We start from the raw sequence: 23,589 nt of genomic DNA on the forward strand, positions 1-23,589 counted from the left end.
ATCAGAGGGCGAGCGTCATGAACACCGAGTGCCGGTCGGGCACGTAGGTGTCGAAGGGCCCGCACTCCACGAACCCCTCGCTCTCGTAGAGGCGCCGAGCGGCGTCGAACTCGGGGGCGGTGCCGGTCTCGAGCCACAGCGAGCGGAAGCTGCGCGCGCGGGCCTCGGCGACGATGTGGTGCAGCATCCGTCGCCCCACGCCGGTGCCGCGGAAGCGGTCGTCGACGCGCATCGACTTGAGTTCGGCGCGCTCGGCATCGAGCTGCTTGAGCGCCCCGATGCCGGCGATCTCGCCCTGCACCCACGCCGACCAGAAGGTGATGGCGGGGTCGCGCAGTCGATCGACGTCGAGCGCGTGGCAGCTGTCGGCGGGCGACGTGGCGTGCATGCCGTCGAGGTGGAAGGCGACCAGCTGCCTGGTCGCCTCTCCGGTGAGGTCGTCGGGGCGGATGTCGATCGTGATGCTCATGACGAACCCCAGTGTGGCACCCGGATGTGTCTGGGCGGTTTCAGGCTTCGACCGGGAATGGCCGGGGGTCGCGCGCCGCGCGGGAGCCCCACGCCAGCAGCACGAGCCCTGCTCCCAGCACCGCCAGCCCCGCGATCGCGAGGGCGCTGAGCCGCTCGTCGAGCACGACGATGCCGAGCACGCCGGCGGTGAGGGGCTCGGCGAGCGTGAGGGTCGCGGCAGTGGCGGCCGTCAGGCGCTCGAGCCCCCACGTGAACAGCGTGTAGGCGACGGCGATCGTGGCAATGCCCAGCCACAGGGCCATGGCGAGTCCGCGGGGGTCGGCGAGCCAGGACAGATCGACGAAGGGCAGCGCGAGTGCGCCGACGATCGCCGAGCCCGCGCCCATGGCGCCGGCCACCGTGAACGGGTCCCAGCCGTCGTCCATGAGGCGGCGCTGCGCATTCGCGAAGATCGCGAACGACGCGCCGGCGCCGATCGAGCCGAGAAGCCCCACGGCATCCGCGCCGCCCGTCGTTCCCGCCCCGCCTCCGACGCCCAGCAGCACGACCCCGAGGGTGGCCAGGGCGGTCGCCGCCATCCAGGTCGCGCTCGGAAGGCGTCGGGTCAGCATCCACTCCAGAAGGCCCGCCAGCACGGGCGCCGACCCGAGGGCGATGACGGTGCCGACGGCGACGCCGTTGCGGGCGGTGCCGAGGAAGAAGAGCGGCTGATAGGCCGCCAGACACACGCCGGTGAGCGCCATCAGCAGCAGGGCGCGGCGCGTGAGCGGCGGGTTGACGTGCCCGCCGGTGCGGGTGCGACGGCGCGCCAGCACGAAGCCGACCGCCGCCAGTGCCGTGCCGCCGATCATGAGGCGCATCGCGCCCACCGCCAGCGGCGTCGTGCCCTCGGGGCCCAGCGCCTGCGCCGTTCCGGTGGTGCCGAAGAGCATGGCGGCGGCGATGACGGCGAAGACGGCGAGCACCCTCAAGTTCTACCGGAAACCCGGCCGGTAGGCTGGAGCGGTGACTCTGAGGCTCTACGACACCAAGGCGCAGGCGCTGCGCGACTTCGTGCCCCTGGACCCGGCGAACGTCACGATGTACGTGTGCGGCCCCACGGTGCAGTCGGGGCCCCACATCGGGCACCTTCGAGGGGCCCTGAGCTTCGACATCCTGCGCCGCTGGCTCACGTACCGCTTCACGCGCGTCACGTTCGTGCGCAACGTCACCGACATCGACGACAAGGTGCTCGCGAACGCGAGCCCGATCGAGCCATGGTGGGCGCTGGCCTACCGCATGGAGCTCGAATTCACCCGCGCGTACGGTGCCATCGGCGTGCTGCCGCCCACCTACGAGCCGCGGGCCACGGCATCCATCCCGCAGATGATCGAGCTCATCGAGCGCCTCATCGCGGCGGGGCACGCCTACCCCGCCGAGGGGAGCGTGTACTTCGACGTGCGCTCGTGGGCGGAGTACGGCGAGCTGACCAACCAGCGCCCCGACGCGATGGATTCGTCGCCCGACACGGATGCCGGCAAGCGCGACGCGCTCGACTTCGCACTGTGGAAGGCGGTCAAGCCCGGCGAGCCGACGTCCGCGACGTGGGAGTCGCCGTGGGGGGCGGGTCGCCCGGGCTGGCACATCGAGTGCTCCGCGATGAGCAGACGCTACCTCGGCGGCGAGTTCGACATCCACGGCGGCGGTCTCGACCTGCGCTTCCCGCACCACGAGAACGAGCTCGCGCAGTCGCGCGCGGCCGGCGACGCGTTCGCCCGCTACTGGGTGCACAACGGGCTGGTCACCGTCGGCGACCAGAAGATGTCGAAGTCGCTGGGCAACTTCCTGCTCGCCCACGACGTGCTCGCCCGCCACGACCCGCTCGTCGTGCGCTACGCCCTGGGGGCTGCGCACTACCGGTCGAGCCTGGATCTGACCGAGGCGTCGTTCGCCGAGGCGGATGCCGCGCTCGAGCGCATCCGCACGTTCCAGCAGCGCGCGGCCCGCGTGCTCGGCGAGCAGAGCTGGCTGACCGCCGCAGAGCTTCCCGCGGCCTTCGCCGAGGCGATGGACGACGACCTCGGCGTGCCGCAGGCGCTCGCCGTCGTGCACGAGCGAGTGCGGGCAGGCAACACCGCGCTCGACGCCGGCGACCGTGCCGCGGCCGCAGAGGCGGCCGTGCAGGTGGGGCGCATGACCGGGATCCTGGGGCTCAACCCCGAGGATCCGCAGTGGCGCACTCAGGGCGGGGCGGCCGAGACGGCGGCCCTGGACGCCCTCGTGCGCGAGATGATCACGCAGCGCGCAGACGCGCGCGCACAGAAGGACTGGGCGGCAGCCGACCGCATCCGCGACGCGATCGCGGCGGCCGGCATCGTCCTCGAAGACGGTCCCGACGGGACCCATTGGAGTGTGAACGATGGCTAAGCCTGGGCGCCCCGGCGCGAGCAAGGGCGGCAAGGGCCCCACGAAGGGCTCTGGCGGCAAGAACAAGAGGTCTCTCGAGGGGCGTGGGCCCACGCCCAAGGCGGAGGACCGCGCCTGGCACCCCGCGGGCAAGCGCAAGGCCGCGGCCGAGCGCTATGCCGCGGCGGGCGGCAAGGGCCGCCCCGGCGGGGCCGGCGGCAGGCCGCGTCAGGCCAAGAAAGAAGACGACACCGAGACCGTCACCGGCCGCAACAGCGTGCTCGAGGCCCTGCGCGCGAAGATCCCCGCGACGGCGTTCTACATCGCCCAGCGCGTGGAGATGGACGACCGCGTCAAGGAGATGCTCGCCATCGCGACGCACCGCGACATCCCCGTGCTCGAGGTCACGCGCCCCGAGCTCGACCGCATGGCCGGCTTCGACGGCGTGCACCAGGGCGTCGCCATCAAGGTGCCCCCGTACGAGTACGCGCACCCGCAGGACCTGCTCGAAGAGATCATCGACCGCGGCGAGACCCCGCTGCTGGTGGCCCTCGACGGCGTGACCGACCCGCGCAACCTCGGGGCGATCATCCGCTCGACGGCGGCGTTCGGCGGCCAGGGGCTCATCCTGCCGCAGCGCCGATCGGCCAGCGTGAACTCGGCGGCGTGGAAGACGAGTGCGGGCGCCGTCGCGCGCGTGCCGGTCGCGCTCGCGGCCAACCTCACCGCGACGCTCAAGGAGTTCAAGAAGCAGGGCGTGTTCGTGCTGGGCCTGGACGGCGGGGGCGACGTGTCGCTGCCGGCGCTGGAGCTCGCCGACCGCCCGGTCGTGATCGTCGTGGGCTCGGAGGGCAAGGGGCTCTCGCGTCTGGTGACCGAGACGTGCGACCAGGTCGTCTCGATCCCGATCTCCTCCAGCACAGAATCGCTCAACGCCGGCATCGCCGCCTCGGTGGCGCTGTATCAGGTGGCGACCCTGAGGCAGGCCGCGGCATCCTGACGCATGCGAGGGAATGAACCGGATGCGGTCGCGATTGCATCTGGTGACCCACCCGTCGAAAGGACACCCATGGCTCGTATCGCCGTCATCGGAGGAACCGGCTACGCCGGACGCAACATCGTCGCCGAGGCGGTGAACCGAGGCCACACCGTCGTGTCGGTCGCGCGCACCCTGCCCGCCGAGCGCGTCGAGGGCGTGACCTATGTCGAGGGGACCCTGCTCGACGTGCCGTCGCTCGTGGCCGAGCTCGAGGGCGTCGACGTCGTCGTGGTGGCCACCTCGCCCCGCGGCGACATGGCAGGCAAGATGCGCCCGGCGATCGCCGAGCTCGTCGCGGCGCTGCCGGCCGACGTGCGCGTGGGCGTCGTGGGCGGCGCGGGCGGCAGCCTGTCGGAGCCCGGCGGCGCACGCCTGGTCGACCTCGACTTCCCCGAGGAGTACAAGGGCGAGGCGCTCGAGGCCATCGGCGTGCTCGACGACCTTCGGGCCACCCCCGCCGAGCGCGACTGGTTCTTCGTGCACCCGGCGGAGATCTTCGGCGCCTGGAACCCGGGGGAGCGCACCGGCTCCTACCGCACCGGCGGAGACGTCGTCGTGCGCGATGCCGAAGGCGTCTCGAATCTCTCCGGCGCCGACCTCGGCGTCGTCTTCGTCGACGAGATCGAGCAGCCGAAGCACTCCCGCGAGCGCTTCACCGTCGGCTACTGACCGACTCCGCGACCTCTGGGCGCCGCGCGGCCACCCGCCCGGCGCCCAGGTCGTAGGCCACCAGAGCGATGCGCAGCGCGCCGAGCTCGAACAACATGAAGTCGCGCGTCGTGGCGAGCCGGCCGACCAGCTCGGGCGCCTGCGCCGCGAGGTAGCGGCGCGCCCGGCGCGCGTGCGCCGTGTTCGACGCGATGCGGATCGTGCGCGCCCTCCTCAGCAGCGGGAGGGCGAAGTCGATATTCTGCCAGGTCGTCTCGGCCTGCTCTTCGAGCACGACGCGCTCACGCGGCACGCCGAGTCGGTCGACGGCGTAGTCGGCCATCACCGCCGCCTCGCTGCGGCCGCCTCGAACGGCGGCCCCCGAGAACACGAACGTCGCCGCCGTGGGATCCGGCACCGAGCGCACCGCGATGCGCGTGCGCCAGCGCTGCACGGCGTTGACGCCGCCGCGCCGCGATGAGCGGAAGCCCAGCACGAGCACGACGTCGTCGCCGTCGAGCGCGACGATCGGATGGTGGGGATACCCGCGCCGGGAGTCCATCCACGTGAGAGCCTCAGCGGCCAGCAGGGCGCTCGCGCCGACGAGCGCGGCGCCGACGACGAGCGGATGCCGCAGCATCCGCATCACACCAGATCGCGCCAGTCGACGGCCTCTTCGTCGTCGCCCTCGTCGAAGTCGAGCGGAGTGCCGCTGGCGGTGATCACGGGGATCGACATGGTCTCGGTCACCGGGCCCATGACGGTCGCCTCGTCGCGGCGATGCCGCAGCACGTTCTCGATGTAGCTCGAGAGGGCTTCGGCCAGGGGCACCGATTTGCCCCTTCCCTGCGAGAGGTACCAGCGGTGCTCGAGCAGCTGGTGGAACACCTCGGCGGGCTCGAGCTTGGCGCGCAACTCGAACGGCACGGCCTTCACGACCGGCTCGAACACACGCGTGAGCCACTCGTGGGCCACCATCTCCTCATCGTCGCCGAGCCGCGAGATCCTGGCGCGGAACTCGTCGAGGTCGTTGAGCAGGCGCCTGGCCTGGTTCTCTTCGACGTCGAGTCCGGTCAGCCGAAGCAGGCGTCGCTGGTGGTGGCCGGCATCGACGACCTTGGGCTGGATCGAGACCCTGGTGCCGTCGTCGGTCGTCTGGATCGACATCTCGCCGATGTCGAACCCCAGTTCGTTCAGGCGCTGCACGCGCTCGCTGATGCGCCACGACTCGTCGAAGGCGAAGGTCTCCTCGTCGGTGAGGGCGGCCCACAGCAGGCGATACGACGAGACGATGCCGTCGGCGATCTCGAGAGCATCGACGCCGCCTTCGAGGCGTCCGCCGGCTTCGAGGTCCATGATCTCGCCGGCGATGTTGGTGCGGGCGACCTCGAGATCGTGCTCGCGCTGCCCGCGGGTGAGGCCGCCCTCATGCAGCTCGCCGGTCTCGGCGTCGACGAGGTAGGCGGCGAAGGCGCCGGCGTCGCGGCGGAACAGCGTGTTCGACAGCGACACGTCGCCCCAGAAGAAGCCGACGTTGTGCAGGCGCACCAGCAGCACTGCGAGGGCGTCGACGAGCCGGCCGGCGGTGTGCGGGCGCAGCGTCTGGGTGAAAAGGGCCCGGTAGGGCAGCGAGAAGCGCAGGTGCGCCGTGACCAGGGCGGCCGGGAGGGGGCGGCCTGCGGCATCCGTCCGCCCAGCGATCACCGCGACGCGTTCGACGCACGGGGCGTCGAGGCGGGCGAGGTTGCCGAGCATGTCGTACTCGCGGCGGGCCATCTCGGCGGTGGTCTCTTTGATGGCCACGACCCGGCCGGACAGGTTCGCGAAGCGCACGAGGTGGCGCGAGATGCCCTTGGGCAGGAACACGATCGTCGACGAAGGCCATTCGGCCAGCGGCGTCGACCACGGCAGCGCCAGGAGCCCCGGATCGACCGAGCTGGCGGTGATGCTGAGCGAGGTGGGCATGCGTGGTCTCCGGGGGAATGCCGCGGCGCGGGCGGTCTGAGACTCGCCCGCGCCGCGGTCGGATGTGCGATCAGGCCGCTGTGATGGCCTGCTTGGTGAGGCGCTGGCCCGACTCCACGTCGAACGCGTGCACGTGGTGCGGCACGGGGGCCAGCACGACCTTCTCGCCGGCGTTCGGGTGGTTGCGACCGTCGACGCGCGCGACGATGTCGGTGCGCTTGCCGCTGATCTCGGTGTGGCCGTAGAGGTAGCCGTCGGCGCCGAGCTCCTCGACGAGGTCGACATTGACCGTCAGGCCCTGGCCGTCGGCCGGGTTGACGATGATGTCCTCGGGGCGCACGCCCGCCGTGACCTGCGTGGCGTTCGCGGGGCGATCGATGTCAGCCTCGACGACGGCGGAGCCGAACTGGATGCCGCCCTCTGCCAGGTCGGTCGGGAACAGGTTCATCGCGGGCGAGCCGATGAAGCCGGCCACGAACACGTTGTCGGGCTTCTCGTAGAGGTCGCGCGGCGTGCCGACCTGCTGCAGGATGCCGTCCTTGAGCACCGCGATGCGGTCGCCCATCGTCAGGGCCTCGGTCTGGTCGTGCGTGACGTAGACCGTCGTGACGCCGAGGCGCCGCTGCAGCGACGCGATCTGGGTGCGCGTCTGCACGCGCAGCTTGGCGTCGAGGTTCGACAGCGGCTCGTCCATGAGGAACACCTGGGGCTGACGCACGATGGCGCGGCCCATGGCGACACGCTGACGCTGGCCGCCAGAGAGGGCCTTGGGCTTGCGGGTCAGGTACTCCTCGAGGTCAAGGAGCTTCGCCGCCTCGAGCACACGCTGAGCACGCTCCTCCTTGCCGACGCCGGCGATCTTCAGGGCGAAGCCCATGTTCTCGGCGACGGTCATGTGCGGGTACAGCGCATAGTTCTGGAAGACCATCGCGATGTCGCGGTCCTTCGGCGGAACGTCGGTGACGTCGCGCTCGCCGATGCGGATGTGGCCGGAGTTGACCTCTTCGAGGCCGGCCAGCATGCGCAGGGAGGTCGACTTGCCGCAGCCCGAGGGGCCGACCAGCACGAGGAACTCGCCGTCTGCGACTTCGAGGTTGAGCTTGTCCACAGCGGGGCGGGTGCCTCCGGGGTACAAGCGGGTCGCGTTGTCAAAGGTGACGGACGCCATTTTTATCTCCTTCACCGGCAGGTACGTGCCGGACGATCCGTAGTGATGGATTGAGCGGGGGCTTGGCCCGCACGCCCCCGGGAGGGACGTGCTCTCAGTATGGCATGTCGGGGTCTCTGCGGGCCTGGTGCGCACCGGGATGATGGCACCTGTGTGGGCATTTCCCAGGGTCTCTCGTTAACATCGACACGGCCCTTCCCCCGAAAGCGGCCCGGGTGTCAATCCCTTCCGAGAGGTCCCATGTCCAGCGACGAGAGTCCCACGCCGTCGAACGAGCGCCGCGAGGCGGTGCGCGAAAAGGCGATGCAGGTGCACACGCAGCAGTCCCGCGCGCGGATGCTGCGCCGCGGCGCCATCGGTGTGGCCCTGGTCGCCGCAGTCGCGGTGGCCGCTGTCGTGGTGACCTCCACGGTCGCCTCGTCTGTCAAGCCCAACCTGTCGCCCGCCGAGGTCGAAGACGACGGCTTCGCCGTGACCTCGTTCACCGGTGTGGCCGGGGTCACCAGTGCGATCTCCGACGATGCCACGCCGACGCCGACCGAGACGCCCGCCGCCGACGAGACGCCTGCGGCGGCCGAGCCGACCCAGGCCGCCGTCGACATCCGCGTCTACGTCGACTACCTCTCCGCCGGGTCGGGCACCTTCCAGCAGACCAACGTGCAGCAGCTGGCCAAGTGGGTCGACAGCGGCGCCGTGACCCTCTCGTACCACCCGGTGGCGATGCTGACGGCCAAGTCGAACGGCACGAAGTACTCGCTGCGCGCGGCCAGCGCGGTCGCCTGCGTCGCGACCTACGCCCCCGACAGCCTGTCGGCCTACAACCACACGCTGCTCACCCAGCAGCCCGACGTCGACAGCGCCGGCTACACCGACACCGAGCTCGCCGACATGGCGCAGGCCTCTGGCGCGAAGAACCCGAAGGTCGTGCGCGCCTGCATCGAAGACGAGAAGTACCTCTCGTGGGCGAAAGAGGCCACCGAGCGGGCGCTGAACGGCATCCCCGACACCGACGGCGTCGTGCTCACCGGCACGCCCACGGTGCTCGTGAACGGCGTGCCCTACATCGGCGCGCTCGATGACGCGCAGGAGTTCTCGCAGTTCGTGCTCACCAGCGCCAGCGACGCCTACTATCAGGCGACGCCCACCCCCACGCCGTCGCCGACCGACTGATCGGGCTGGAGCCGCCTGTCGGATTCGAACCGACGACCTTCGCTTTACAAGAGCGCTGCGCTACCACTGCGCCAAGGCGGCGTGCCGCGCGTGCGCGGCGTCGTCGAGTCTAGTCGGCCGCAGGCCCCTCGCCCGCCCGGCATGATGGAGGGGTGACCCGCACCCGCATCCCCATCTGGACGGCGTTGGCGGGGGCGGTGCTCATCGGCGTGCTCACGGCGCTGCAGGCCCGCATCAACGGACAGCTGGGCGTGCGGCTCGAAGACGGCTTCGTCGCGGCCGTCATCTCGTTCGGGTCCGGGCTCGTGCTGCTCGTTCTTCTCTCGCTGGCCCTTCCCGCCGGTCGCCGCGGCTTCCGCACGCTGCGCTCTCAGCTGCGCGCCCGCAGCATCCCGGTCTGGATGCTGTGCGGCGGCGTCGCGGGAGCCCTCACGGTCGCCACCCAGGGCCTGGCCGTCGGCATCATCGGCGTGGCGCTGTTCACCGTCGGGGTCGTTGCAGGTCAGGCCGTGTGCGGACTGGTGCTCGACCGCACCGGATTCGGCCCGGCCGGCGCCGTCGCGGTCACCCCCGCGCGCGTGGCCGGCGGCGCGCTCGCCCTCGTCGCGGCCGGCATCTCGCTCACCGGCGGGGGAGCGAGGCAGGTGCCGACGTGGATGCTGGTGCTGCCGCTGCTGGTGGGGGTCGGCCTCTCATGGCAGCAGGCGACCAACGGGCGCCTGCGTCAGCGGCTGGGCACGCCGTTGACGGCGACGCTGGTCAACTTCGTCGGGGGCACGCTCGTGCTGGCGATCGCCGCCCTCGTGCACGTCGCCGTCGTGGGGCCGCCGGCATCGCTGCCGACCGACCCCTGGCTGTACCTGGGCGGGGCGACCGGAGTGCTCTACATCTTCCTGAGCGCCGCCATCGTCTCGTACACGGGCGTGCTGCTGCTGGGCCTCGCCTCGGTCGTGGGGCAGCTGGGCACGGCCCTGCTCATGGACACGCTGTGGCCCGCCCCCGCGAGCCCCGGGCTTGCGATCGAACTGGCGATGGTGCTCGTGGCGTTCGCCTCGGTGGTCGTCGCGGCCGTGCCGTGGCGCAGTGTGCTGCGGCGTCGGGGCTAGGGCATCCTCGAGAGCACCTTGGCGGCATCCAGCCCCTTGCGGCGCCCTCCGCGGGCCTTGGCCGGCTTTCCGCCCACATAGAGCCAGCCGAGCAGCTCCTCGTTCTTGCGCAGCCCGTGTGCCTTCGCGACCGCCTTGGCGCGCGTGTAGTGCCCCGTGCGCCAGATGACGCCCCACCCCGCCTCGTCGAGCAGCAGGCTCAGCATGTGGGCGACCCCGGAGGCCACGGCCTCCTGCTCCCACCTGGGCACCTTGTCGCTCTTGCGGTAGTCGGCCACCACGGCGATCAGCAGCGGCGCGCGCAGCGGCTTGCTCGAGGGCTTCTTGTCGCCCTCCGCCTTCGCGATCGCCTTGCCGAGCTTGTCGCGGTCGGCCCCGCGCAGCACGATCAGCCGCCACGGACGCAGCGACGAGTGGTCGGCCACGCGGCCGGCCGCCGAAACCAGCTCGGCGAGCTCGTCGTCGGAGGGGGCCTCATCGGTCACCTTCGACCACGAGCGGCGCGCACGCACGGCCTCGAGTGCGGGAGACGACGGGCGGGTCATGCCTCGGCGTCGCCGTCGGCCGCGAACGACAGCGACAGCGAGTTCATGCAGTAGCGGTCGCCGGTGGGGGTGCCGAACCCGTCGGGGAACACGTGACCGAGGTGCGAGCCGCAGTTCGCGCAGCGCACCTCGGTGCGCACCATGCCGTGGCTGCGGTCATCGATCAGCTCGACCGCCTCCGGACGCACCGATTCGTAGAAGCTCGGCCAGCCGCAGTGCGAGTCGAACTTGGTGCCGCTGCGGAACAGCTCGGCCCCGCATGCGGCGCAGGTGTAGAGCCCTGCACGATGCTCATCGAGCAGCTCGCCGGTCCACGCGCGCTCGGTGCCTGCCTGGCGCAGCACGGCGTACTGCTCGGGCGAGAGCTCCTCGCGCCACTGGTCGTCGGACTTCTGCACGGCGTAACTCATGGGTTCCTCCTCGTTCGCTACCCCATTCAACCCCAGCACGGCTGCGGCTGTTCCGCGGCGGCTGGGTGTTCGCCACGAGAATGGGGGGATGGACCCCGATGCCGTCGCCGCCGTCGTCGCCCGCTACCGGCGCTTCGCCGAGGTCGAGGCGCCGGGGCGGTCGGCGCTCTACGCCGAGTGGGCGCGTGGGCTGATCGGCGACCCCGCCGCCGTGGCCGTGCTCGCCCGCATCCCCGCGGCACGCCGCCAGCCGCCGCTCGTGTTCGCCGTGACGCGGATGCTGGGAGCCCCCGAGCGCGGGTATGCCCACTGGGCCGCGTGGCTCGCCGACCACGCCGACCTGGTCGTCGAGGAGTGCGCCCGGCGCGCGCTGCAGACCAATGAGCCGGCGCGCTGCGCCGCGCTGCTGCCCGCGCTCGGCGCGATCGACGGGCCGATCGCGCTCATCGAGCTGGGCGCCAGTGCCGGCCTCTGCCTCTACCCCGACCGCTACTCCTACGCCTACCGCGCCGGCGAGGCGACCGTCGCGGTCGATCCCGCCGACGGCCCGTCGCGGGTGCGCCTGGCGTGCGACGTCTCTGGGCCGATGCCCGCGCCGCGGATGCCGCAGATCGTGTGGCGCGCCGGCATCGATCTGCAGCCCCTCGATGCCGCAGACTCCGACGACCGGCGGTTCCTCACGTCGCTGGTGTGGCCGGGGGAAGAAGGCCGCGAAGCCCGCATCGGCGCGGCGCTCGACGTCGTGGCCGCCGACCCGCCGGTGCTCGTGGCCGGCGACGCCACCGACCCCGCCGTGCTGGCGGCGGTGGCGCACGCGGCGCCTGAGGACGCGCGCCTTGTGATCACCACGCCCGGAGTGCTTCCGCATGTTCCGCGGGCGGGCCGCGAACGCCTGGAAGCGGCGCTCGACGACCTCGACGCCACCTGGATCACGATCGATCCGATCGCGCTGCACGACGACTGGCGCGGTGCCGACGGGGTGCCGGACGACGCGTTCGTGCTGGGGCTCGACCGGCGGGTGCTCGCGCGCGTCGACCCGCTCGGCGCATCCGTGGAGTGGCTCCCGGGCGCGCCGTCCGCGCGGGGTTAGCGTGGAGGGGTGCCACTGACCGACCGCGACCGCGACATCCTCGCCTTCGAGGCGGAGTGGTCGCGTCACGCGGGGGCGAAAGAAGAGGCGATCCGCTCCGACCTCGGCCTGTCGCCCGCCCGGTACTACCAGCTGCTCGGGCGTCTCATCGACACGGTGGAGGCGCAGGCGCACGACCCCATGCTGGTGGGGCGACTGCGGCGCCTGCGCGATGCGCGCCGCGACGCCAGAGTGCAGCGCAGCGCGCTGGGCTGAGCGGGGGATCGACAGGTTCGCCCGGTAGCATCGTCGGGTGGCGAAATCGACGTACCCCCGGGATCGCTTCGACGACCTTCCCGAGGATGCCGGTCGCATCGGAGCCCACCGCGCTGAGAACCCCCGTATGAACGGCTGGGCGGTGCTGCTGTGGGCGCTGGCGGCGACGGTGGTGCTGATCGGCCTCGGCGTCTTCGGCACTCTCGTCTCCAGCGGTCGCATCGACCTGTTCCCCGAGCCCGAGGCGACCGTCGCCTCCACGCCCGAGCCGACGGTCACCCCTGTGATCGACACGTCCTACGACGTGCTCGTGCTCAACGCGACCCCGCAGGAGGGGCTTGCCACCGAGGTCAAGGGCGAGATCGAAGACGCCGGCTGGGACGCCAAGGGCGCGGGTTCGGTGCTGGCCAGCGAGGCCGGTCAGGACGACTTCGAAGAGACGACCGTGTACTACGCCTTCGCAGAAGACGAAGCGGCGGCCGCGGGGCTGGCTGAGCTCCTCGGCGGCGCGCTCGTCGCCCAGAGCGACGTCTACCTGCAGACCACGGCGGCGGACGGCGAAGAGCAGCCCACGCAGCTGACCGTGGTGCTGGGTCTGGACCGCGTCACCGACGAGTGAGGCGGCAGGACGGGCGCGTGTTTCCGGCCGGTAAACACTTCGGTGCGCGCGTGTCAACAACTGCCCGATCCGCGGTTTCGCGGGTTGTCGGCGTGCATACGATGACGGTTGTCCCACCGCACCACAGGAGATACGCATGACACAGGGCACCGTCAAATGGTTCAACGCTGAGAAGGGCTACGGCTTCATCACCGCTGAGGGCCAGGATGTCTTCGTGCACTACTCGAACATCGACATGAGCGGCTTCCGCGTGCTCGAAGAAGGACAGACGGTCGAGTTCACCGTCGGGACCGGCCAGAAGGGTCCGCAGGCCGAAGCCGTGCGGGTCGTCGCCTGAGGCGACGCCGCACTGAGTATGCTCCAGGCGTGACCCCCCGATCGATCGACCGGCGCAGCATGCTGGCCGGCCTCACCGTGGGTGCTGCCGCCGTGCTGGCGGGCTGCGCACCGACCGCCCGGATCGCCGCGACGCCGACTCCGACGCCCACTCCCACAGCGACGCCGTCCGCGACGCCGACGCCGACGCCCACACCGTCGGTCGCGACGGGCGCTGCGCCGCTGCGCGGCACTCAGAAGCCACTGACGGCGCTGGCCCACCCGTCGATCGCCGTCAAGATCGACAACCACTGGGACGCGCGGCCGCAGTGGGGGCTCGAGCACACCGACCTCGTCTTCGAGGAGCTGGTGGAGGGCGGGCTCACCCGCTATGTCGCGGTCTGGCACTCCGACATCCCCGACGCGGTCGGCCCGGTGCGCAGCATCCGCCCGATGGATCCGGACATCATCAGCCCGTTGGGCGGCATCGTCGCCTATTCGGGCGGGCGCGCGGCGTTCGTCGCGATGATGCAGAACACCCCCGTGCTCAACCGCATCCACGGCATCAGCGACGAAGGCCTGATGGTGCGCTCGACGGCGAAGTACGCGCCGCACAACGTCGTGCTGAACGCATCCGAGATGGTGGCGTCCCACGACGACCTCGAGCAGCCGCAGCCGCAGTTGGCCTACGCCCTGCGCGCCTCGACGGCATCGGCGGCCGCCTACGGCACGCCCGCCGACGGCGTCGACCTGGTGTTCTCGTACGCCTCTTCGCGTGGATGGCGCTGGAGCGAGAAGTCGGCAGCGTATCTGCGCACTCAAGACGGAGTGAAGGATCTCGACGGGAACGGCGAACGGCTGCGCGCCACCAACGTCGTCGTGCTCGAGGTGGTGATCGACTGGTCGTACGGCGATGTGCCCAGGACCGTGCTGATCGACTCCGGAAACGCATGGGTGTGCACCGGTGGGAAGGTGCTGCAGGGCACCTGGTCGAAGAAGAGCAAGACCGCCCCCATCCGGCTGCGCAACGCCAGCGGGGTCGACATCCACCTCGCCCCCGGCAACACCTGGATCGAGCTCGTGCCGACGAGCGGATCGGTGAAAGTCGTCGGGTGACGACGGCGCCCGGCGCGGCTTGCACTCCCCAGGGGCGAGTGCCAGAATGAATTAGCACTCACTCTTGTCGAGTGCTAAGACATCGCCTACGTCCGGGAGGGACGACACACACATGGCAAAGATCATCGCTTTCGACGAGGAGGCCCGCCGTGGCCTCGAGCGCGGCCTGAACACCCTGGCCGACGCCGTCAAGGTGACGCTCGGCCCGCGGGGTCGCAACGTCGTGCTCGAGAAGAAGTGGGGCGCCCCCACGATCACGAACGACGGCGTCTCGATCGCCAAGGAGATCGAACTCGACGACCCGTACGAGAAGATCGGCGCGGAGCTCGTCAAGGAGGTCGCCAAGAAGACCGACGACGTCGCCGGTGACGGCACCACGACCGCGACCGTGCTCGCCCAGGCGCTCGTGCGCGAGGGCCTGCGCAACGTCGCGGCCGGCGCCGATCCCATCTCGCTGAAGAAGGGCATCGAGAAGGCCGTCGCGGCCATCACCGACGAGCTGCTCGCTTCGGCCAAGGAGGTCGAGTCCAAGGAGCAGATCGCTGCGACCGCGTCGATCTCGGCTGCAGACCCCTCGATCGGCGAGCTCATCGCCGAGGCGATCGACAAGGTCGGCAAGGAGGGCGTGGTCACCGTCGAGGAGTCCAACACCTTCGGCACCGAGCTCGAGCTCACCGAGGGTATGCGCTTCGACAAGGGCTACCTGAACCCCTACTTCGTCACCGACCCGGAGCGCCAGGAGGCGGTCTTCGAAGACCCGTACATCCTGATCGCGAACCAGAAGATCTCCAACATCAAGGACCTTCTGCCGATCGTCGACAAGGTGATCCAGGACGGCAAGGAGCTGCTGATCATCGCCGAGGACGTCGAGGGCGAAGCGCTCGCGACCCTGGTGCTCAACAAGATCCGCGGCATCTTCAAGTCGGCCGCCGTCAAGGCCCCCGGCTTCGGCGACCGTCGCAAGGCCCAGCTGCAGGACATCGCGATCCTCACCGGCGGTCAGGTCATCACCGAGGAGGTCGGTCTCAAGCTCGAGAACGCCACCCTGGACCTGCTCGGCCGTGCGCGCAAGGTCATCATCACCAAGGACGAGACCACCATCGTCGAGGGTGCGGGCGACGCCGCGCAGATCGAGGGTCGCGTGACCCAGATCCGCCGCGAGATCGACAACACCGACAGCGACTACGACCGCGAGAAGCTGCAGGAGCGCCTCGCCAAGCTCGCCGGCGGCGTGGCCGTCATCAAGGCGGGCGCGGCCACCGAGGTCGAGCTCAAGGAGCGCAAGCACCGCATCGAAGACGCCGTGCGCAACGCGAAGGCGGCCGTCGAAGAGGGCATCGTCCCCGGCGGCGGCGTCGCGCTGATCCAGTCGGGCAAGAAGGCCCTCGAGGCCCTCGAGCTGACCGGTGACGAGGCGACCGGTGCGAACATCGTGCGCGTCGCGATCGAGGCTCCGCTCAAGCAGATCGCTCTGAACGCGGGCCTGGAGCCGGGCGTCGTGGCCAACAAGGTCGCCGAGCTGCCCACCGGTCACGGCCTCAACGCCGCGACCGGCGAGTACGGAGACCTGTTCGCCCAGGGCATCATCGACCCCGCCAAGGTGACCCGCTCGGCGCTGCAGAACGCCGCGTCGATCGCCGGCCTGTTCCTGACGACCGAGGCCGTCGTCGCCGACAAGCCCGAGAAGGTCGCGGCCCCGGCCGGCGACCCCACCGGTGGCATGGACTTTTGACGCGAGACGGGTCAATGCCGCGCAGCGGCGTTGATGCGGCTCGGGTCAAGGTTGAGTAGCCGCCGCAGGCGGCGTATCGAAACCCCGGTCCAGCAGTGACGCGGAAGGGCCCCTCCTCGGAGGGGCCCTTCTTCGTGCTCGCGCTGCTAGATCGCGACGTATCTCGAGTACCCGGAGGTCAGCGACGCCGGGAAGTACTTCTTGTTGCTCGCCTTGACCTTCACGCGCAGGCGCTTGCCCGCGTCGGCGGACTTCACGGTGTACGAGGTCGAAGTCGCGCCCGAGATCGCGGTGCCCTCTCGGTACCACTGCCACTTCAGCTTCGTGCCGGAGGGCCAGCCGGTGCTCTTGGTGGTGACCTTCGCTCCGGTCGTCGCGGTGCCCGAGACCTTGGGCGTGCTGCCTTTCTTGATCGCGGGCTTGGCGACGCCGAAGATGACGACCCAGTAGTGGCCGTAGGGGCCGCCCTTGACGTAGCCGACGCCGACGCCCTTGTAGCTCTTGCCGAGGATGTTCGCCTTGTGGCCGCTGGACTTCATCCAGGCCGACACGGCCGCGGCGGCGCTCGTCTGGCCGGCAGCGAGGTTCTCGCCCGACGACTTCCACCCGGAGGCGCCGATCTTGGCACTGCGCCACGCGGAGCTGCTGTGCGCGAAGATCTTCTTCGTCTTGAGGTGCTTCGCCCAGCTCTCGGCGGCGGAGGTGATGGCGCCGTACGACTTCAACGCGGGAAGACCCGCCTTGGCGCGCTGCTTGTTGATGAGGGCGACCACCTGCTGTTCGGGGGTGGTGGTCGATGCGGCGGCGACGACGGCCGTCGGTGCGGTGACGACGGCGGCCGACGCGGGGGAGGCGGCGGTGCCGACGACCAGCGCCGTGGCGACGGCGAGGCCGGCCAGGGTGCGGCGGGGCAGGGAAAATGGGCGCACGAATACTCCAGGGGGATGCGGGAAAGTGCCCGCCGGGGGAGAGCGGGCCTGTTTCACGGTAGCCAGCAGTGCGCCGATCGCCCTGGTCGAGCGGCGGAATCTCACCGGAATCTCACCGGAACAGGCTCGCCGATGCCAGCTCCGCGTCGGCGTACTGACGGCCCGCCGCGCCCAGTGCCGCACTCACGGCGAGGATCGCGTCATCGACCTGATGCTGCGCCGCACGCCATTGGTCGACGACCCCCTGGAACGCGGCGGAGGCACCGCCGGTCCAGCTGGACTGCAGCTGCGTCAGCTGGGCGAGCATCGCCTGGTTCTCGCTCTGCACCCGCGCGATCGTGCCGCGCATCGCGGCGGTCGCGGTCAAGACGGCGTCGCTGTCGACGGAGTATGCGCTCATCGAAGACCTCCTCGTTCGAAGGCCCCACGCTAACGGCGCAGAGGAGTGCCGCTGCGGGTCGCCCGTCGATCTGTGGAGGCTGTCGGCGCCCCGGCGAGCGGGGGAGGAGTCAGCTCTCCGCGGGCGGCTGCGGGCGCCACAGCGGCTGCGTCTGGATCGAGAGGTGCTCCGCGGCATCCCTGGTCTGATCCAGCGGGATCGATACGCGGAACGTCGCGCCCCCGCCAGGGGTGTCGAGCACCGCGACCGAGCCGTGCAGCGCCTCGACGACCGAGGCGACGATCGACAGGCCGAGTCCCGTGCCGCCGGTCTCGCGCGCCCGCGAGGTGTCGGCGCGCCAGAACCGCTGGAAGATCTTCTCCTTGATCTGGTCGGGCACCCCCTCGCCGTGGTCGACCACCTCGATCCAGCCGGCGCCGGCTTCGGAGTCGACGCCGATGCGCAGCTCGATCGGCGAGGTCTCGGCCGTGAAGCGCCGTGCGTTGCCGAGCAGATTGGCGATGACCTGGCGGATGCGGTTCTCATCTCCCAGCACGATGGGCTCGGTCATGGGCGCCCGTGGTGCGGGCGCCGTCGTCAGCGGTGCCGTGTCGTCGGTCGGCCGGCGACGTCGCAGCAGCGACAGCGCCTCTCCGGCGCGGGCGATGGGCGCGGGGCGCCGCCGCGGCGCGGGGGCCGAGGGGGTGGCGGTGCGCTCGACGGCGGGGGCGGCGGGCAGCTGCGCCGTCGTGTCGATGACGGTGACGGTGCGCCCGGGCGAGGCGGCGCGCACGTCGAGCGCCGCGTCGCGGGCGAGGGGGCGCAGGTCGATCGAGACGAAGGCCACGTCGCGGCGCTCGTCGAGACGCGCGAGTGCCAGCAGGTCTTCGACCAGCAGGCCCATCCGCACGGCCTCCTTCTCGATGCGCTCCATCGCCTGGGCGACGTCTTCGTCGGTGTCGATGGCCCCCATGCGGTACAGCTCGGCATAGCCGCGCACGGTGACCAGCGGCGTGCGCAGCTCGTGGCTCGCGTCGCCGATGAACCGCCGCATCTGCTGCACCGTCGCATCGCGCTGCGAGATCGCGGCATCGACCCTGCCGAGCATCGTGTTGATGGCCGCCTTGAGCCTTCCGACCTCGGTGCGCGGCTCGATGTCGGTCATGCGCTGGCCGAAGTCGCCCGCGGCGATCGACATGGCGGTGGCCTCGACCTGGCCGAGACTGCGGAAGGTGAGGGTGACCAGCCACCGCGTCAGCAGCGCCCCCGCGACGATGATGATGACGGCCAGCACGAGATAGATGCCGATGTAGGTGCCGACGAGCCGATTCACCTGCGAGGTGGGCATCGCGATGAGCTGCGTGTAGGCGACGTTGGTGCCCTGGAGCTCCTGCGTCGAGACACTCGCGTGGAACGGCGCGCCGCCGGTGCTGGAGGGGATCGTGAACGGCTCGACCCCCTGCGCCACCGCCAGCGTCAGCGGGAAGGACGCCGGGAAGATCGGGGGATCCTCGGTGCCGTCGCCTCCTCCGGTCGCGATGCGCTGACCGGTCGGGCCGTACACGGCGACGAAATAGTCGATGCCCGCCGAATCGATCGGCTCGAGGACGAGTTCGCCGTCTTCCACGGCGAACTGGAACAGCGAGCTGGCCACGTCGGTGCGGGCCGTCTGCATCAGCTGCGCGTCGAGCGTCGAGATCTGCGTGTTGCGCAGGAACGCCATCGTGCCGAAGCCGGCGGCGAGCACTCCGACCGCGAGCAGCGTGACGGTGACGCCGGTGACCTTCGCGCGCAGGCTGATGCCGCGCCACCACCGGGTGACGGCGTCGCTCTTGCCTACGTGGGCGCCGACAGACACGACTCAGGCGGTCTTGCCGGCCTTGAGCATGTAGCCGAAGCCTCGCTTGGTCTGGATGAGGGGTTCGGTGGAGTGCGGATCGATCTTGCGGCGCAGGTACGAGATGTAGCTCTCGACGATGCCGGCGTCGCCGTTGAAGTCGTACTCCCAGACGTGGTCGAGGATCTGCGCCTTGCTCAGCACCCGATTCGGGTTGAGCATCAGGTAGCGCAGCAGCTTGAACTCGGTGGGGCTGAGGTCGATCGAGGCGTCGCCGACGAGCACGTCGTGGGTGTCCTGATCCATCGTCAGCTCGCCGGCGCGGATGATCGACTCCTCGTCGGCCTGCATCGTGCGCCGCAGGATCGCCTGGATGCGCGCCACGATCTCGTCGAGCGAGAAGGGCTTGGTGACGTAGTCGTCGCCGCCGGCGTTCAGGCCCGTGATCTTGTCTTCGGTGTCGTCCTTGGCAGTCAGGAACAGGATCGGCGCGGTGTACCCGGCCCCCCGCAGACGCTTCGTGACGCTGAAGCCGTTCATGTCGGGCAGCATGACGTCGAGCACGATGAGGTCGGGTTCTTCCTCGAGCACCGCCGAGATCGTCTGGGCCCCGTTGGAGACGGCCCTGACCTGGTAGCCCGCGAACTTCAGGCTCGTGATGAGGAGGTCGCGGATGTTGGGTTCGTCGTCCACGACGAGGATGCGCGGTGCGGTCATAGGGCCATTATGTCCAGGGAACCCCTGTGGCGGCTGGATATCGTGCGGAGAGGCTGCGAGCCCGCCGGGCGGCGCCCGTGCGAGGAGGACCGATGGATGAGCGGATGCTGCGCCTGGGCGCACGGAGCATCGACCTGTCGCGCGAGCTCGCCGTCATGGCGATCGTCAACCGCACGCCGGACTCGTTCTACGACCGCGGGGCCACCTTCGCCCTCGACGCCGCGGTGCGAGCGGGCGTCGCCGCCGTCGAGGCGGGAGCGACGATCGTCGACGTCGGCGGTGTGAAGTTCGCCCCAGGCCCGCCGGTGCCGATCGACGACGAGATCGCCCGCGTCGTTCCCGTCGTGCGCGAGCTCTCGCCCCTCGTGGCGGTGAGCGTCGACACGTTCCAGCCGCAGGTGGCCGCCGCCGCGATCGCGGCCGGGGCGGTCGTCATCAACGACACGACGGGCCTGCGCGATCCGCGCCTGGCCGACGTGATCGCCGACTCCGACGCGGCGGTCGTCATCGCGCACAGCCTCGCCGCGCCGCGCACCGTGCTGCCGCAGCCCCGATACGCCGATGTCGTCACCGAGGTGCGCGCCTTTCTGGCCGAGCGGCTCGACGCCGCCCTCGCCCGCGGCATCCCGCGCGATCGCATCGTGCTGGATCCCGGTCATGACCTCAACAAGAACAGCCGGCACTCGCTCGAGCTCACGCGTCGGATCGACGAGCTGACGACTCTGGGCCCGCCGGTGCTGGTGGCCCTGTCGAACAAGGATTTCGTGGGCGAGACGCTCGGCCGCGACCGCGGCGAGCGGCTCGCCGGCTCGCTCGCCGCGGCGGTCTGGTGCGTCACCCACGGCGCGCGCATCGTGCGTGCGCACCACGTGCGCGAGACCGTCGACGCGCTGCGGATGATCGAGGCGATCATCGGGTGGCGGCAACCTGCGCGTCTCGAGCACAACATGCGGCCGGAGGGCAACAGCTGAACCCTGCCGCGCGCCGCGTGCGGCAGCATCCGTCGTCCACGATCATGGAGGGATGACGACGCCCCTCTCGTTGCCCTCCGCCCTGCCGCCCGTCGCCGTTGCGGCCCCGCGGCCCGCGCCGCGCGCGCTCCCCGCCGATGCCGCCGACCCCGGGCTCGCCTTCCACCGGCTCGTGTTCGCGCGGCGGCGTTCGGGCTGGTGGACTCCGCTGGTCACCGGCGCCGTCGGCATCGCGTTCTACTTCGCGTTCCTGGTGATGATCGTCGTGGCCGCGGTCGTGGCGATGCTCCTCAACCCCGACGTCGCGCAGTGGGTGCTGCAGATGACGGACTCGCTCGAGTTCGACTTCGCCGACCCCGCGATGCTGGCGGTGATGCTGGGCTCGATCGTGCTCATGCTGCCGGCCTACGTGCTCGCGTCGCTGCTGATCAACGGACGGCGGCTGGGCCTCATCTCGTCGGTCGTCGGGCGCCTGCGGTGGAGGTGGATGCTGCTGTGCGCGGGCGTCGCGCTGCTCGTGTTCGTCGTCTCGACGGCCGTGTCGCTGCTGATCCCCGCCGACCCGTCGGCCGGCGGTGCGGTGCTCATGCCCGAGGACAACCCGCAGCTGTGGTGGTCGCTGGCGGTGCTGATCGTGCTCGTGCCGCTGCAGGCGACGGCGGAGGAGTACGTCTTCCGCGGCTACCTGCAGCAGGCCATCGGGCGCTGGCTGCGGCATCCGGCCTTCGCGATCCTGCTGCCGGTGCCGTTCTTCGTGCTCGGCCACGCCTACGACCTGCTCGGGCAGACCAGCGTCGCGGTGTTCGCGATCGTGGCCGGCTGGCTCACGTGGCGCACGGGAGGGCTCGAGGCCGGCATCGCGCTGCACGTCGTGAACAACCTGCTCGCGTTCCTGCTGTCGCTGGCGGGCATGAGCGATGTCAACGACAGCTCGCCCGGCGTGGCGGACTTCGTGTTCTCGACGGTCGTGACCGTCGCCTACGCCGTCATCGTCGAGCTGCTCGTGCGGCGCGCGCACACGCGGCGCACGCTCGTGATCCCGCCGTCAGGTCAGGCCACGAGCGAGTCGGCGTCCATCATCGTGTAGCTGTAGCCCTGCTCGGCCAGGAACCGCTGGCGGTTCTGCGCGAAGTCCTGGTCGACGGTGTCGCGGGCGATGAGCGTGTAGAAGCTCGCGGTGTTGCCGCTCTGCTTGGGGCGCAGCAGTCGCCCGAGGCGCTGAGCCTCCTCCTGCCGGGAGCCGAACGAGCCTGACACCTGGATCGCGACCGAGGCCTCCGGGAGGTCGATGGAGAAGTTCGCGACCTTCGAGACCACGAGCACCGAGATCTCGCCCACGCGGAACGCCTGGTAGAGCTGCTCGCGCTCGTCGACGGGGGTGGCCCCGGTGATCTTCGGGGCGTCCAGGGCCTCTGCGAGCGTGTCGATCTGGTCGAGGTACTGTCCGATCACGAGGATCTGCTCGCCCGCGTGGCGGGCGACGAGGTCGCGCACCACCGGGATCTTCGCCGGTGCGGTCGCCGCCAGCCGGTAGCGGTCCTCGTCGGCGGCTGCCGCGTACTCGAGGCGGTCGTCATCGGGCAGGTCGATGCGCACTTCGTAGCAGACGGCGGGGGAGATGAAGCCCTGGGACTCGATCTCCTTCCACGGTGCGTCGAAGCGCTTGGGGCCGATGAGGCTGAACACATCGCCTTCGCGGCCGTCCTCCCGCACGAGGGTCGCCGTCAGCCCCAGGCGCCTGCGGGCCTGCAGGTCGGCGGTGAGCTTGAAGACCGGCGCGGGGAGCAGATGCACCTCGTCGTAGACGATCAGGCCCCAGTCCAGGGCGTCCAGTAGCGCGAGGTGGGCGTACTGGCCCTGCCGCTTGGCCGTGAGGATCTGGTAGGTCGCGATCGTGACCGGCTTGACCTCCTTGACCTGGCCGGAGTACTCGCCGATCTCCTCCGGCTTCAGCGAGGTGCGCTTGAGCAGCTCGTCGCGCCACTGCCGTGCGCTGACGGTGTTGGTGACCAGGATGAGGGTCGTCGTGCGCGTCGCGGCCATGGCACCCGCTCCCACGAGGGTCTTCCCCGCGCCGCAGGGGAGCACCACCACCCCCGAGCCGCCTTCGGCGAACGTGTCCACCGCGTGGCGCTGATAGGGGCGCAGCGCCCAGCCGTCTTCTGCCAGATCGATCGGATGCGGCGTCCCGGGCGTGTAGCCGGCCAGATCTTCCGCGGGCCAGCCGATCTTCAGCAGCTCCTGCTTGATGTGCCCGCGCGCCCACGCGTCGACGACGTAGGTGTCGGCGGTGGGGTGGCCGATGAGCAGCGGCTGGATGCGCTTGTTGCGCGAGACCTCGGCCAGCACCGCCTTGTCGGTGGATCGCAGCACCAGCAGGCCCTCGTCGTCGCGCTCGATGACGAGGCGCCCGTACCGGCCGACGGTCTCGCGGATGTCGGTCGACACCGACGGCGGCACCGGGAAGCGCGACCAGCGGTCGAGGGTGTCGAGCATGTCGTGCGCGTCGTGCCCGGCGGCACGTGCGTTCCACAGCCCCAGGCGCGTGATGCGGTAGGTGTGGATGTGCTCGGGCGCGCGTTCGAGTTCTGCGAAGACGGCGAGCTCGTGGCGCGCCGATTCGGCGTCGGGGTGCGCGACTTCGAGCAGCACCGTGCGGTCGCTCTGCACGATGAGGGGACCATCAGCCATAACGGGCCATTCTACCGGCCGCGGCGATGGG

25 protein-coding genes and 1 tRNA gene are annotated in these 23,589 nt (G+C 70.7%); 13 read left to right on the top strand and 13 right to left on the bottom strand.

Annotation, left to right across the window (positions count from 1 at the left end):
- Position 1: 1 nt before the first annotated feature.
- Together OAW74_RS04000 and OAW74_RS04005 are read right to left on the bottom strand one after the other, a co-directional pair.
- Complete coding sequence (locus OAW74_RS04000) at positions 2–469, bottom strand: GNAT family N-acetyltransferase (protein ID WP_262873038.1); 468 nt, start codon at positions 467–469, stop codon at positions 2–4.
- A 40-nt stretch (positions 470–509) separates the two neighbouring features.
- Positions 510–1,436, bottom strand: coding sequence for a DMT family transporter (locus OAW74_RS04005; protein ID WP_262873039.1), 927 nt, complete (start codon positions 1,434–1,436; stop codon positions 510–512).
- A 40-nt stretch (positions 1,437–1,476) separates the two neighbouring features.
- Between OAW74_RS04005 and cysS the strand changes: the two genes are divergently transcribed.
- The 3 genes from cysS (at position 1,477) to OAW74_RS04020 (ending at position 4,564) form a co-directional block, all read left to right on the top strand.
- Complete coding sequence (gene cysS, locus OAW74_RS04010) at positions 1,477–2,877, top strand: cysteine--tRNA ligase (protein WP_262873040.1); 1,401 nt, start codon at positions 1,477–1,479, stop codon at positions 2,875–2,877.
- The gene (gene rlmB / locus OAW74_RS04015; RefSeq protein WP_262873041.1) at positions 2,870–3,856 is read left to right on the top strand and encodes a 23S rRNA (guanosine(2251)-2'-O)-methyltransferase RlmB; all 987 of its coding nucleotides are present in this window, start codon (positions 2,870–2,872) and stop codon (positions 3,854–3,856) included. Before cysS ends, rlmB begins: the two co-directional genes overlap by 8 nt.
- A gap of 69 nt (positions 3,857–3,925) precedes the next feature.
- A complete protein-coding gene (locus OAW74_RS04020; RefSeq protein ID WP_262873042.1) occupies positions 3,926–4,564 on the top strand; it encodes an NAD(P)-dependent oxidoreductase in 639 nt (212 codons plus the stop codon).
- Here OAW74_RS04020 and OAW74_RS04025 read toward each other — a convergent pair.
- The 3 genes from OAW74_RS04025 to OAW74_RS04035 form a co-directional block, all read right to left on the bottom strand.
- On the bottom strand, positions 4,548–5,183 hold the full coding sequence (locus tag OAW74_RS04025) for a YdcF family protein (protein WP_262873043.1): 636 nt from the start codon (positions 5,181–5,183) through the stop codon (positions 4,548–4,550). The genes OAW74_RS04020 and OAW74_RS04025 overlap by 17 nt on opposite strands.
- Positions 5,184–5,188: 5 nt before the next feature.
- On the bottom strand, positions 5,189–6,508 hold the full coding sequence (locus tag OAW74_RS04030; RefSeq protein WP_262873044.1) for a DUF4032 domain-containing protein: 1,320 nt from the start codon (positions 6,506–6,508) through the stop codon (positions 5,189–5,191).
- Between the two features lie 70 nt (positions 6,509–6,578).
- Positions 6,579–7,676: an ABC transporter ATP-binding protein gene (locus OAW74_RS04035; RefSeq protein WP_262873045.1), complete on the bottom strand. Its 1,098-nt coding sequence runs from the start codon at positions 7,674–7,676 to the stop codon at positions 6,579–6,581.
- A gap of 240 nt (positions 7,677–7,916) precedes the next feature.
- Here OAW74_RS04035 and OAW74_RS04040 point away from each other — a divergent pair, with 240 nt between their 5' ends.
- The gene (locus OAW74_RS04040) at positions 7,917–8,846 is read left to right on the top strand and encodes a DsbA family protein (RefSeq protein WP_262873046.1); all 930 of its coding nucleotides are present in this window, start codon (positions 7,917–7,919) and stop codon (positions 8,844–8,846) included.
- Positions 8,847–8,852: 6 nt separating this feature from the next.
- Here OAW74_RS04040 and OAW74_RS04045 read toward each other — a convergent pair.
- Positions 8,853–8,927 (bottom strand) — tRNA-Thr (locus OAW74_RS04045).
- 71 nt (positions 8,928–8,998) lie between these two features.
- Between OAW74_RS04045 and OAW74_RS04050 the strand changes: the two genes are divergently transcribed.
- A complete protein-coding gene (locus OAW74_RS04050; protein ID WP_262873047.1) occupies positions 8,999–9,952 on the top strand; it encodes a DMT family transporter in 954 nt (317 codons plus the stop codon).
- Here the strand turns inward: OAW74_RS04050 and OAW74_RS04055 are convergent.
- Both OAW74_RS04055 and msrB read right to left on the bottom strand, forming a co-directional pair.
- The gene (locus OAW74_RS04055) at positions 9,949–10,497 is read right to left on the bottom strand and encodes a nitroreductase family protein (protein ID WP_262873048.1); all 549 of its coding nucleotides are present in this window, start codon (positions 10,495–10,497) and stop codon (positions 9,949–9,951) included. The genes OAW74_RS04050 and OAW74_RS04055 overlap by 4 nt on opposite strands.
- The gene (gene msrB, locus OAW74_RS04060) at positions 10,494–10,907 is read right to left on the bottom strand and encodes a peptide-methionine (R)-S-oxide reductase MsrB (protein WP_262873049.1); all 414 of its coding nucleotides are present in this window, start codon (positions 10,905–10,907) and stop codon (positions 10,494–10,496) included. Before msrB ends, OAW74_RS04055 begins: the two co-directional genes overlap by 4 nt.
- A gap of 88 nt (positions 10,908–10,995) precedes the next feature.
- Here msrB and OAW74_RS04065 point away from each other — a divergent pair, with 88 nt between their 5' ends.
- The 6 genes from OAW74_RS04065 (at position 10,996) to groL (ending at position 16,034) form a co-directional block, all read left to right on the top strand.
- Positions 10,996–11,997: a DUF2332 domain-containing protein gene (locus tag OAW74_RS04065; RefSeq protein ID WP_262873050.1), complete on the top strand. Its 1,002-nt coding sequence runs from the start codon at positions 10,996–10,998 to the stop codon at positions 11,995–11,997.
- A gap of 9 nt (positions 11,998–12,006) precedes the next feature.
- Positions 12,007–12,252, top strand: coding sequence for a DUF3263 domain-containing protein (locus OAW74_RS04070; protein ID WP_262873051.1), 246 nt, complete (start codon positions 12,007–12,009; stop codon positions 12,250–12,252).
- A 37-nt stretch (positions 12,253–12,289) separates the two neighbouring features.
- On the top strand, positions 12,290–12,871 hold the full coding sequence (locus OAW74_RS04075) for a LytR C-terminal domain-containing protein (protein ID WP_262873052.1): 582 nt from the start codon (positions 12,290–12,292) through the stop codon (positions 12,869–12,871).
- A 136-nt stretch (positions 12,872–13,007) separates the two neighbouring features.
- Positions 13,008–13,208 (top strand): cold-shock protein, encoded by a 201-nt coding sequence (locus OAW74_RS04080; protein ID WP_262873053.1) that lies wholly within the window; start codon positions 13,008–13,010, stop codon positions 13,206–13,208.
- 29 nt (positions 13,209–13,237) lie between these two features.
- A complete protein-coding gene (locus tag OAW74_RS04085; RefSeq protein ID WP_262873054.1) occupies positions 13,238–14,302 on the top strand; it encodes a DUF3048 domain-containing protein in 1,065 nt (354 codons plus the stop codon).
- 112 nt (positions 14,303–14,414) lie between these two features.
- Positions 14,415–16,034, top strand: coding sequence for a chaperonin GroEL (gene groL, locus OAW74_RS04090; protein WP_262873055.1), 1,620 nt, complete (start codon positions 14,415–14,417; stop codon positions 16,032–16,034).
- Between the two features lie 146 nt (positions 16,035–16,180).
- Here groL and OAW74_RS04095 read toward each other — a convergent pair whose 3' ends face one another.
- The 4 genes from OAW74_RS04095 to OAW74_RS04110 form a co-directional block, all read right to left on the bottom strand.
- Entirely contained in the window at positions 16,181–16,963 is a 783-nt protein-coding gene (locus OAW74_RS04095; RefSeq protein WP_262873056.1) for a CAP domain-containing protein, read from the bottom strand.
- A 112-nt stretch (positions 16,964–17,075) separates the two neighbouring features.
- Entirely contained in the window at positions 17,076–17,363 is a 288-nt protein-coding gene (locus OAW74_RS04100; RefSeq protein ID WP_262873057.1) for a WXG100 family type VII secretion target, read from the bottom strand.
- Positions 17,364–17,472: 109 nt separating this feature from the next.
- Positions 17,473–19,065 (bottom strand): sensor histidine kinase, encoded by a 1,593-nt coding sequence (locus tag OAW74_RS04105; RefSeq protein WP_262873915.1) that lies wholly within the window; start codon positions 19,063–19,065, stop codon positions 17,473–17,475.
- Positions 19,066–19,203: 138 nt separating this feature from the next.
- Complete coding sequence (locus tag OAW74_RS04110; RefSeq protein WP_262873058.1) at positions 19,204–19,896, bottom strand: response regulator transcription factor; 693 nt, start codon at positions 19,894–19,896, stop codon at positions 19,204–19,206.
- Between the two features lie 92 nt (positions 19,897–19,988).
- Here OAW74_RS04110 and folP point away from each other — a divergent pair, with 92 nt between their 5' ends.
- Both folP and OAW74_RS04120 read left to right on the top strand, forming a co-directional pair.
- A complete protein-coding gene (gene folP, locus OAW74_RS04115) occupies positions 19,989–20,867 on the top strand; it encodes a dihydropteroate synthase (protein ID WP_262873059.1) in 879 nt (292 codons plus the stop codon).
- A 52-nt stretch (positions 20,868–20,919) separates the two neighbouring features.
- Entirely contained in the window at positions 20,920–21,954 is a 1,035-nt protein-coding gene (locus OAW74_RS04120; RefSeq protein WP_262873060.1) for a CPBP family intramembrane glutamic endopeptidase, read from the top strand.
- On the opposite strand, the gene OAW74_RS04125 is transcribed toward OAW74_RS04120, so the two are convergent.
- The gene (locus OAW74_RS04125; RefSeq protein ID WP_262873061.1) at positions 21,918–23,558 is read right to left on the bottom strand and encodes a DNA repair helicase XPB; all 1,641 of its coding nucleotides are present in this window, start codon (positions 23,556–23,558) and stop codon (positions 21,918–21,920) included. The two genes, OAW74_RS04120 and OAW74_RS04125, sit on opposite strands and share 37 nt — an antisense overlap.
- Positions 23,559–23,589: the final 31 nt, after the last annotated feature.

This window comes from Microbacterium fluvii, assembly GCF_025515205.1.
Lineage (GTDB): Bacteria > Actinomycetota > Actinomycetes > Actinomycetales > Microbacteriaceae > Microbacterium > Microbacterium fluvii.